We start from the raw sequence: 11,072 nt of genomic DNA, 5'->3' as shown, positions 1-11,072 counted from the left end.
TTATGATAGAAGCAGACATCTTGTTTGGAAAGGCTACAAATGATCCCTCTTACCTGAAGAAGGCGCAAGACATCGGTGATGCTATGAATAAAATACTTTTCAACGCGCAATATAAACTCTATATTTTCAATACTGATCCGACACAAACCAGGGTAAATCCCGCATGGTGCGGATGGGGAACACAAGGCATGATCAAACTGTATGAACAGGATAAAAATGAGAAATGGCTGGGATTTGCACGCAATAATATTGACGGACTCAACAAAGCCTCAAGAAATCCGGACTCACATGCCTATTATTTCTTTTCAGGATTCGCAGGTAATAACCGCTCTGCTGAAATTGAAGGTGTAGATCAGGCCTGGATGCAAAGAATACAGGCGATGGTGGCTAAATATGATAAATAAAATAAATATGAAACTGAAGTTAATAGTTGGAGGTTTTTTCTTTTCCCTGATCATAGGAGGGTGCATTTCCAAACGTGAAAGTGTACTGAAATATGTAGATCCCAATATAGGTACAGCGCATAGCAGATGGTTTTTTTATACTCCCGCTGCGGTGCCTTATGGCATGGCCAAACTTGCTCCTTCTACGAATGGGCATTATGGTAATGCATCTGGTTGGGAAGCCGTGGGTTATGACACCCGACAAAATTCCATTGAAGGTTTGTGCACTTTCATGAATGGCAGATCGGTGGTCTGAGTTATATGCCTGCAACAGGAACATTAAAGGTAAAGCCGGGTGATCTGGAAGGTGTAAACACCGGTTACCGGTCTGCCTTTGACCGTAAAAACGAAGTGGCGCAGCCCGGTTATTATAAGGTTTTGCTGGATGATTACCACATCACCGCAGAGCTTACCGCAACGAAAAGAGTGGGTTTTCAGCGTTACACCTTTCCAAAAAGCGATAGCGCTCACCTGATTCTGGACATCGGAAATACACAGGGTGAAAGCGGAGAGGTGACTGACGCGGGCATCAGCATGATTGACGACCGTCATTTTGAAGGTTTTATCAGCACGTATCCGAAGTACGTTAAAATCTACGATCCTGAGGGAAAAGTGAATATGTATTTCTATGGCGAACTGAGTAAAACACCTGTCAGCATTTCTTCTTTTACGGGCTCCGATGTCAGAGAAAATAGCAAGCGTGCCTCGGGTAAGGGCGCTGGCTTAGCCATCAATTATAAAACGACGGACAATGATGTGATCGAAGTGAAGACTGGCTTATCGTACACTTCGATTGCCAATGCAAAGGCTAATTTTCTGGCTGAGGCCAAAGACATGAGTTTCGAAAACGCACGTGCCGAAGCACAGCGCACCTGGGACGAGCAGCTGGGCAAAATTTATGTAGAAGGAAATTCAGTAAAAGATAAAACCAAGTTTTATACCGGACTTTTTCATGCGCTACTGGGTAGGGGAATGGCGAGTGACGTAAATGGCGAATACCCTAAACATGGCGGTTTAGCCGGGCAGTTACCGGCTGCTGCAAGAGGTGCAGGTCATGCTGAATTTATCAATACCGATGCCATATGGGGCGGATTCTGGAACATCACCCAGCTGTGGGCGCTTTCTTATCCGGAATGGTATGGCAGTTTCGTCAATACCCAGCTCCAGATCTATAAGGACCGGGGTTGGTTTGGCGATGGCATTGCCAATAGTGAATACGTATCAGGTGTGGGGACCAACTTCGTTGGTCTTGCTGTTGCCGGAGCATACCAGGTTGGAATACGTAACTATGATGTAAATCTTGCTTATGAGGCTGTAAAAGCAAATGAATTAAATTACATGAACCGGCCGCTTGGTTCAGGCAAGCTGGATACCAAAGTGTTTGTCAAAAATGGCTATGTACCCTACTTTGAACAAACCGGACGCGATTTTGTTACTGATTCTACCGGTTCAAACTTTGCCGGATCTCATACCCTGGAATATAGTTATAGCGCATTTGCTGCGGCACAGATGGCCAAAGCAATGGGTAAAACGGCCGACTATGATCAGCTCATCAAACTATCTGACGGCTGGAGAAATATCTTCAATCCTGGCAGCAAGCTGATACATCCGAAGAATAAGAATGGTGAATTTATAGATAAGTTTGATGCCTATCAACCATGGAGGGGTTTTCAGGAAGGTAATTCAGTGCAATATACTTTTTATGTCCCTCACAACCCGGAACGCCTGATCTCATCCATTGGTAAAGAGAATTTCAATAAAAGACTAGACAGCATTTTTACGGTATCTGAGAAGCTGGGTTTTGGCGGTGGGAAAACCATTGATGCTTTTGCAGGAATCAATTCCATATATAATCATGGAAATCAGCCTAATCTGCACATCAGCTGGTTGTTCAACTTTTCCGGTAAACCATGGCTCACCCAGAAGTGGACACGTATGATCGGGCGGGACTTCTACGGGACCGAGCCTATTCACGGTTATGGTTATGGCCAGGATGAGGATCAGGGACAGCTGGGCTCCTGGTATGTCATCAATGCTTTAGGTCTTTTTGATGTTAAGGGCTTTACCGACCTGAGGCCAATTATCCAGCTTGGAAGCCCATTGTTTGATAAAGCATCCATTCAACTCGGAAACGGGAAGGTGCTTGTCATTGAGACCAAAAATAACTCCGGTGACAATATGTATGTGCAATCGGCAAACTACAATGGTAAGGTGCTGGATAATTGCTGGTTATATCGTGACGAACTGATGAACGGTGGAACGCTCACATTTGTGATGGGGAACAAGCCCAATACGGCCTGGGGTGTAGATACACCGCCACCATCAGTACAGTAGCTATGTATCAATGAATCCTGTTTTAACAGTTAAGATCAGCATTCTGCTTCGAACCATAACTAATAACAAAATGAATATTGTTGAGCATAAAATCCGGGCGATCATCATTGTAATTTTTATGATTGCCCTGGTTCCAGAATCCTCCTCTGCACAAGAAAATCGTGCAGAGGAATACCAGCAACGGGCAGAAACGATGTTTCATAAGGTTTGGACGCTTTATCGCGTCCAGGCACATGCCGGTTTATTTCTGGAAAATTATCCATCCAATAAAAAAGATACCCTGGATTATTTTCAGGGAGCAGGGCAGACAGAAAAGGAGGTAAGCTTTTTATGGCCTTTTTCAGGAATGTGCTCTGCCACTAATGTGCTGATGAAGTCTGCATCATTGAGCAACAAATATCGGCGGTTTCAGGACACACTGGTTACTGGCATGGAACAGTACCTGGACAGTGTTCGGTCGCCTGCGGGATACCAGGCCTACCCTGTAAGGCTGGAGAAGGCTGATCGTTACTATGATGACAATGGATTAGTAGGCATCGATTACATGGAAGCTTATTTTCAAACAAAAAATCCATTATACCTTAAGCGTGCTCAAAAGGTATTTGAGTTCATCATCAGCGGTTGGAATGGTGATGCAGGCGGAGGTGTAACCTGGCTGGAAGGACATCAGGATCAAAAGCCCGCCTGTTCAAATGGAATGGCTACATTAACCGCCTTAAAAATCTATGAAGGCAGCAAGGATAAATATTACCTCGATCAGGGTTTACGGTTTTACAAGTGGATGTACGATACCCTTCGGGATCCGGTGACTGGCCTGATTGCCAATGATGTGAAAGTTAATGGCAAAAGAAACCTTGTTTTCTGGACTTACAATACCGGGTCAATGATCGAGGCCGCGGTGCTCCTGTATAAATTTACCGGCAATAAATTATACCTGAAGCAAGGGCAGGAGCTGGCGGATGCAAGTTTCAGGTATTACAGCCGGCAGCCTCATGATAAAAATCTGAACCTTCATATTGACTTGCCCTGGTTCGTTGCGGTCCTGTTCAGAGGTTATGAAGCATTGTATCATGTCGATGGAAACGATACTTACATCACAGCCGTAGAACAAGACCTCAACTATGCCTGGTTAAATTCAAGAGATCAGCATGGACTTGTTACCCGTTCCTGGACGCCGAAATCCGAAGAATTAGCGAAACCTAAATGGTTATTAGATGAAGCCTGTATCATTGAGCTTTATGGAAGGCTAAGCCAGATCCACCGTAACAAAAAAAGGAATTAATCGATCCTGATGCTTTCAAGTGCTTTTTTCATAGCATGCGCTTTTATTTCGGGGACTTTTAAACCTTCAGCACGAAAGACGGTGAGATCGGTCATCCCTAAAAATCCAAGGAACGCCTTGAGATAGGGCGCAACGAAATCGTTCTCTTTCCCCGGCCCTTCTGAGTAAACTCCACCGGAAGACATGGCCACATAAATCTTCTTTCCATTAACCATTCCAACAGGGCCATTTTCGCCATAACCAAAGGTTATTCCTGGTCTGGTAATGTGATCAATCCATGCTTTTAGCGTGGTATGAATGGTAAAGTTGATGAGTGGAGCACCGATGACAATAATGTCTGCTGCAAACAGCTGGTTAATGAGTCGGTCAGAAAAGTGAAGGGGTTCTTTTTCTCCATCAGTCAGCTGATCCCCAGGGCTAAAGAACGCACGTAAACTCGCCGGGTTAAGGTGGGGGATGTCGGGCTCGGTAAGGTTTAGCTCCTCAACAGTGCTTCCCGGGTATTTTTGTTGAATGCGCGATACAATCGCATGACCTAGCTGAATGCTGTAAGATGTTTCACCTTGTATGCTCGATATTAAATGAAGGATTCTTTTCATAAAAATTGCTGATTTAATGATGTGATTACTATTGACCTCGGCAACATCACTTTTTCTGTTTGAAGGATGTTTTTGTCGGATGATCAGGGCAAAAGTAGATCGGATTACCTGTAAAAAGATGCAACTTACCTGGAGGAAAGCGGTAACCCAGGGGTAAGTGACTATATTTGTACCTATGAAAGTGATTAGAAATGAGTCTCTTCCAGACAGTAAAGCTTGTGCCGGCTCACTTAGAAACATGCTGGATGCACTCTATGTGCTGAATGGAAAGTGGAAGCTTGCGGTCATCCTTTGCCTGGTGCAGTCGTCAAAGCGTTTCAACGAGATTCAGCATGAAATCACCGGGATCTCAGCGAAGGTGCTGGCAAAGGAGTTAAAAGATCTGGAACTGAATGACTTTATCAGCCGTAACGTATATCCGACCAGTCCGGAGACCATCATTTATGAATCTACCGAATACAGCCGTACCTTAAAGCCACTGATCGCCGAGCTTAGTGCCTGGGGAGCACAACACAGGGAGAAGATCAAAGAAAGTATGAGGAAGAAATTGTAACATCACCAGCTCTGGTTGAGCGCCGTCTGCACCGCTGTTTTATTAGGTTTAGATACCGGGATTTTGATCCCATCACTCAGTAACAGCATTCCTCCATCTTCTTTGATCCAGCTTTTGATGAAGGTCTTGTTGACGAGGTGGCTTTGATGTGTTCTTAAGAAACCTATCGGAATCAGGAGTTCAGCATATTCTTTTAAAGATCTGGAGACTAATATTTTTTCATCATCCGACAGATAAAAACGGGTGTAGGAATTGTCGGCCTCACAACGTACGATATCATTTACTGATACATACCTGACCTCATGTAACTGCGGCAAAGCGATTTTAGGGGGAGATGCCCCCCCGTTTTTTAGCTGTGTAAGTAAAAAGTTAAGTTGTTGTGCGGTTTGTTTTGTAGCGGTTTTCTCCTCTGCCTTATTTATGGCCAGTACCAATTCGGCAATGTCAATAGGCTTTAACAGGTAATCTACGGCGGCAAACTTAATGGCATCAATCCCATAACTGTCGTAAGCGGTGATGAAGATTACTTCGAAATCTTTAACAGGCAGCTGTCGCAGGAGGTCAAAACCTGTCTGTGATCCCAGTTGAATGTCCAGAAGAAGCAAGTCAGGCTGATGCACTACGATCTGCTGTATAGCCAGTTCGACGTTGTTTGCAGCACCAGCCAACTGAACACGCGGGCAATATTTCTGAAGAATCAGGCTTAGATTTTCAATATTCGATTGCTCATCATCTATTATTAGCGTCTTCATAACTATAGCCAGTTGGTTAAGGTAATGGTCACAGTAGTCCCTTTCGTACCTGAATTGATTTCCAGATAAATGGGACATTCCTGATACACCTCGTTTAGCAAATCTATTCTTTTTTCGCAAAGGGAAAGACCTAAGCCATCATGGTTTTTCTGCACGTCAAAGCCTTTACCATTATCGCTGACCGATAAAATGAGGTTATGTTGAACGGATTTAAATTCGATCTGTAATGTACCCTGATCCCCCATGATTGCCATGCTGTGTTTAATTGCGTTTTCCAGGAAGGGCTGCAACAACATGGAGGGAATCATCACTTCCATATGATCAATCTCCACATTGAGTTGTATCCCGTAATTGAAATTGAAGCGGAGCTTTTCCATCGCCAGGTAATCTTCCAGCAGTTTGTGCTCATCTTTGAGCGCAATCTGCTGCTGTCCATTCAGGATGTTCCGGGTCAGCCTTGCGAATTTACTGAGATAGCTGTTGGCGTTTTCTATCTCATTGCGGTTCATCAGGTTCTGAATTCCTGCCAGGGCGTTAAATACGAAATGCGGACTGAGCTGCGACCGTACCTGCTCCAATTGTGTATGCGCCAGTTCGGCCTTGCGGTTGGCAAAGGCAAGTTTTTTCCTGCTGCTGCGCCTGATCAGCAGAAAAGCTATTCCTCCGAGCAGGCTGATGATGGTAAGACCAATTGCAATTTCACTGATGCCGAGGGTGGCGGGCGGACTGACCACTGTAAAGGAAAGTATTGCTTTGCGGGAGTATGCAGTGCTTTGGTTTGACGATTGGCTAAATACGGGGCTGACAATCAATTCATAGGTTCCGGGATCACTGAAATAACTTGCCGGGATGAAATTAAAAAGATCATCATTATTGCCTTGATAAGTCCAGTTGTTGGACAGGAATACAATCTGGTTTTTACCTCCTGATTTCTTTTTGAGAATAGCATGATATACGACATCCAGATCTGTTTTTCCCATGGTAAGCTGTATGCCGCGGGTCTTCTGGTTCACATGGACCTTAAGTCCGTTTTTTAAAGGCTTGACATCATTCAGTTCTCTGATAATTGGTATATTGATGTTCAGGTCCGGAACGTGATACCTGAGTGTGCGTCCTTTGCTGATTAAATTTACTGATTTGATCTGCGCGGTTTGTAGTGGCTTGTTGAAAATGATCAGCGTGGTCACTTTGCTTTCTTCAGGTAACCGGTATATTTTTATGGTGATTTTCTTATTCCGGACGTCTGATATCCCAAGATTCATAGTCAGGTATCCTGGAAAATCACTGTTATCAGGCCAGATAAAATCCACCTGGCTGAGCCTGGCGTCAGACTTCAGCACTGTAGTATCGTTCTCAAAAACGGAATAACGGTAATAACTTAAACTGTCTTTTCTGACATCGGTAGTGATCTTAACAGAGGTTGCATTTTCAAGGTATACAATTGTACCTAGTGGATCATTGGGAGTAGCATTAAAAGGGCTTATGGATTTCGTGTGTTGATCCGGAGTTAGTGTTAAGGGAGTTTTTGAACGCAAATGGCTGACGCCATAATTTATCGGTTCTCCGGATTTGTCTGTGACGGGGAGCTTCTGTTGAGCTTTGGTAATGCTGGAAAGTAATGAGCATGCCAATAGCGATAAGCATACTAAGAGATTAAGTGTTTTTTTCATGACTGAGGATCTAAATATAAGCTAAACCTCCAGTAATTTCCGGGTATTAAAAATCTGTAAGTTGTAGAAAGCAGGTTTGGGTTTGTGGAATCACTGTTTGAACTTGAATCCGGAAAATCTCGTGCAGAAGTCCACTAAAAGACCATATAAAATTTGTTTTACTGCTTTTTATATGTAATTATGTATATACAAATAAACAGCTCGAATATGTCAATACGAATCAAGGTCCTTTACCCTGTCATTGTGCTGCTTTTCTGCCTTGCTGCTCTTCCTGTAACGGCGCAGCAGCTGATCTGGAAAATTGCTGAAGCAGACAATAACAGTCGCGGTATGGCATTGGCACCTGCTGATTATAAAAAATTTCTTGATCATGACTTTGGATGGGAAGACCGCTTTTTTCTCATCGGATATTCCAAAGCTGAAAAAGACTGGCCTTACGTTCTGCCGGGTCCTAAAGATGCATGGGGCGGTACAGGCGGGACTTCTGGTTTGAGAACACACACGGCCAACATACTGTTCGGATTGGCTTCCGCACCGCTTAAAGGGGATTTCAGATTAACCATTGATCTGCTGAGTTACCATGTTAGTCTTCCGCCGATATTTAAAGTGACTGTAAATGGTAAACCTTTCCTGAAAGAGCTGCCGAAACGCAATGTTGATTCTTCCATTGAAGGAGACCTGCAGGGAGCAACTGAGTACAGGGTAGAAATCCCCGTTCCGGCAACATTGCTGAGGAAGGGCGGCAACGAGATCACAATGACTTCTATTGAGGGATCCTGGTTAATCTTCGATCAGGTAAAACTGGAGGGCAGTACCCGGCTGAAACTGTTATCTCCTAAAAATGAATTTTTGAGAAATGTAAATGCAGCTAATTATGAAATTGAAGACCATGGCAAGCGCTTTCAGCCTTTGCTGGTAGATGTGGAGCGGCTCTCCGGTCAACCTCAACTGACCGTCAAACTGGATGGAGAAGTGCTTTTGCAGCAGCGTCTGGATAGCGCCAGGTACCAGTTTGAGGTTCCAATGCCAGCGGTATCTGCCTCCAGAATCAGTAAATATGAGGTTTTTAGCGATGGCCTGCTCCTGGAATCGGGTACCGTTAGACGTGGCAGTCAGCGCCTCTTTTCTCCTGCCAACTATGTAGACACCAAAATGGGGACTGCCCATTCCCGGTGGATGATTGCTCCGGGACCCTGGATGCCGTTCAGCATGGTAAAATTGAGTCCTGACAACCAAAAATCGGGCTGGATGGGAGGCTATGACCCTACTTATGAAAGTGTAGGTGTATTTAGCCACATCCATGAATGGACGATGGCTGGTCTAGGTATGCTTCCCGTAAATGGCCCTTTGAAAATTGATGTTGGAGATCCGCGTAAAAAAGGGGAAGGGTATCATTCATCGATTGATAAATCTACAGAAGAGGCACCGTTAGGTTACTATAAGGTCATGCTGACAGATTATCAGATCAAAGCAGAGTTAACCGGCACTACAAGGTGTAGTTTTCAACGTTATACTTACCCTAAGGCTACAGACTCCAGGATCATGATCGACCTGCAGATTCCCGCAGAATATACTTATCAACTGAAAAATGTGACGCTGAAAAAGACAAACGATCATCGGATAGAGGGTTTCAGCAGGCAATTTACACCAAATGCCTGGTCGGGTGATGTCAACCAGGATTATACCGTTCATTTTGTGATTGAATTTGATCAGCCGATCAGAAAATTTGGAACCTGGAAGAACAATAGTCTGAGTGATCAGGAAATTGTGGCGTCGGGAGCATTAAGCGACGCAGGTGCTTACGTGGAGTTTGATACCCGGACACAGCAGACTGTTCAGGTGCGTACAGGAATATCTTTAGTTAGTATCGAAAACGCCAGTGAAAATCTAATGGAGGAGGTCACAAAACCTTATGGCTGGAGCTTTGACAATGTACGGGCGGGGCAGCTCAATGCATGGAATAAGCTGATGGGGAGAGTCGCTATTACTACGACTGACCGGAGGGAAAAAATCAGGTTTTACAGTAATATGTACCGCGCACTCGCGAGCAGGAATACCTGGAGTGATGTGGACGGAAGTTGGGTAGATGCTACCCGGCAGGTTCAGCAGTTAAAGGATCCCAATGCGCTGGCGCTGGGCTGTGATGCGTTCTGGAATACCTTCTGGAACCTGAACCAATTCTGGAACCTGGTTACACCGGAATGGTCTTCAAAGTGGGTGAAATCTCAGCTCGCCATGTACGATGCCAATGGCTGGCTGGCAAAAGGCCCTGCAGGAATGAATTATGTGCCAGTGATGGTTGCAGAACATGAGATTCCGCTTATTGTTGGTGCCTACCAGATGGGGATCAGGGATTTTGATGCCGATAAAGCACTTGAAGCGATGGTGAAAATGCAGACCACGCCAGCTCAGAAGGTGGGGCTGGGTTTTGCCGGTAACCGAGATCTGGAAGCTTACTTAAAATATAAATATGTGCCTTATGATAAAGGTCGTTTTTCCAACACCATGGAGTATGCATATGACGACTGGACGGTGTCTCAATTCGCACGGTCATTGGGTAAAAAACAATTGGAGAATGAATTTGCATCGCGAGGAGGGTATTGGAAAAATGCGATCGATAAAGAAAGCGGTTATGCCCGTCTTAAAAAATCTGATGGCAGCTGGTTTCCTGATTTTGATCCCTTCAAGTCTGGCGCCAACGAACATTATGTTGAAGGCAATGCCTGGCAGCTCACGTACTTTGTTCCACAGGATGTACCGGCGCTGGCGAAGGAAATTGGCATAGATAAGTTTACTGACCGTCTATCCTGGGGGTTTAAGGAAAGTGAAAGACTGCGTTTCAATGCGCCGGGCGACCAGTACTGGGATTATCCCGTCATCCAGGGAAATCAACAGTCTATGCATTTCGCCTTTTTATTCAACTGGGTCAAAAAACCATGGCTTACGCAATGCTGGAGCCGTGCCATTATGGATCGTTATTACGGATTTGATGTCGCCAATGCCTATCTGGGAGATGAAGACCAGGGGCAGATGAGTGCCTGGTTTATGATGGCCTCACTCGGTCTTTTCCAGACAGACGGAGGCTGCAGCGTGGACCCAGTATACGAAATTGGTAGTCCGCTCTTCCAAAAGGTTGTTATTGATCTTGGTGCTCAATATGGACGTGGCAATACCTTTACCATCGAAGCCCACAATGCCTCAAGATCCAATAAATATGTACAAAATGCGGTACTCAATGGCCGGCCATTGAATTCCTTTCGATTTCCTGCAAGCGAATTGTTAAAAGGAGGTAGCCTGATCCTGGAAATGGGAGAACAGCCCAATAAAGAATGGGGCATTGATCTTTAATCGTTAAATTCATCATTTTTCACAATAGAATTTAATAACTGAACACATCTTTCTAATAACTTTCTAATGTGCCGTCACGCCTTTGTAAAAT

6 protein-coding genes and 2 pseudogenes are annotated in these 11,072 nt (G+C 44.6%); 5 read left to right on the top strand and 3 right to left on the bottom strand.

Going from position 1 to position 11,072, the window contains the following annotated elements; all coding sequences use genetic code 11:
• The 3 genes and pseudogenes from PBAL39_RS02285 to PBAL39_RS02275 all read left to right on the top strand — a co-directional run.
• A pseudogene (locus PBAL39_RS02285) lies at window positions 1-404 on the top strand (hypothetical protein); the annotation flags it as partial.
• A pseudogene (locus tag PBAL39_RS02280) lies at window positions 394-2,777 on the top strand (GH92 family glycosyl hydrolase). The pseudogenes PBAL39_RS02285 and PBAL39_RS02280, both read left to right, overlap by 11 nt.
• A 70-nt stretch (window positions 2,778-2,847) precedes the next feature.
• The gene (locus PBAL39_RS02275) at window positions 2,848-4,059 is read left to right on the top strand and encodes a glycoside hydrolase family 76 protein (protein ID WP_039865932.1); all 1,212 of its coding nucleotides are present in this window, start codon (window positions 2,848-2,850) and stop codon (window positions 4,057-4,059) included.
• Here PBAL39_RS02275 and PBAL39_RS02270 read toward each other — a convergent pair.
• A complete protein-coding gene (locus PBAL39_RS02270) occupies window positions 4,056-4,658 on the bottom strand; it encodes an FMN-dependent NADH-azoreductase (protein WP_039865931.1) in 603 nt (200 codons plus the stop codon). The two genes, PBAL39_RS02275 and PBAL39_RS02270, sit on opposite strands and share 4 nt — an antisense overlap.
• Window positions 4,659-4,833: 175 nt before the next feature.
• On the opposite strand from PBAL39_RS02270, the gene PBAL39_RS02265 reads away from it, so the two are divergent.
• Entirely contained in the window at window positions 4,834-5,211 is a 378-nt protein-coding gene (locus tag PBAL39_RS02265; protein WP_039865930.1) for a helix-turn-helix domain-containing protein, read from the top strand.
• A gap of 2 nt (window positions 5,212-5,213) precedes the next feature.
• Here the strand turns inward: PBAL39_RS02265 and PBAL39_RS02260 are convergent, their stop codons facing one another.
• Together PBAL39_RS02260 and PBAL39_RS24465 are read right to left on the bottom strand one after the other, a co-directional pair.
• Window positions 5,214-5,963, bottom strand: coding sequence for a LytTR family DNA-binding domain-containing protein (locus PBAL39_RS02260; RefSeq protein WP_008237806.1), 750 nt, complete (start codon window positions 5,961-5,963; stop codon window positions 5,214-5,216).
• Window positions 5,964-5,965: 2 nt separating this feature from the next.
• The gene (locus tag PBAL39_RS24465; RefSeq protein ID WP_050784293.1) at window positions 5,966-7,633 is read right to left on the bottom strand and encodes a sensor histidine kinase; all 1,668 of its coding nucleotides are present in this window, start codon (window positions 7,631-7,633) and stop codon (window positions 5,966-5,968) included.
• Between the two features lie 207 nt (window positions 7,634-7,840).
• Here PBAL39_RS24465 and PBAL39_RS02250 point away from each other — a divergent pair, with 207 nt between their 5' ends.
• Entirely contained in the window at window positions 7,841-10,981 is a 3,141-nt protein-coding gene (locus PBAL39_RS02250) for a GH92 family glycosyl hydrolase (RefSeq protein ID WP_008237804.1), read from the top strand.
• Window positions 10,982-11,072 lie beyond the last annotated feature (91 nt).

It is taken from the genome of Pedobacter sp. BAL39, from assembly GCF_000170795.1.
Taxonomy (GTDB): Bacteria; Bacteroidota; Bacteroidia; order Sphingobacteriales; family Sphingobacteriaceae; genus Pedobacter.
Note: the sequence above shows the minus strand (reverse complement) of the source record. Positions and strands in the feature narration are given on the sequence as shown.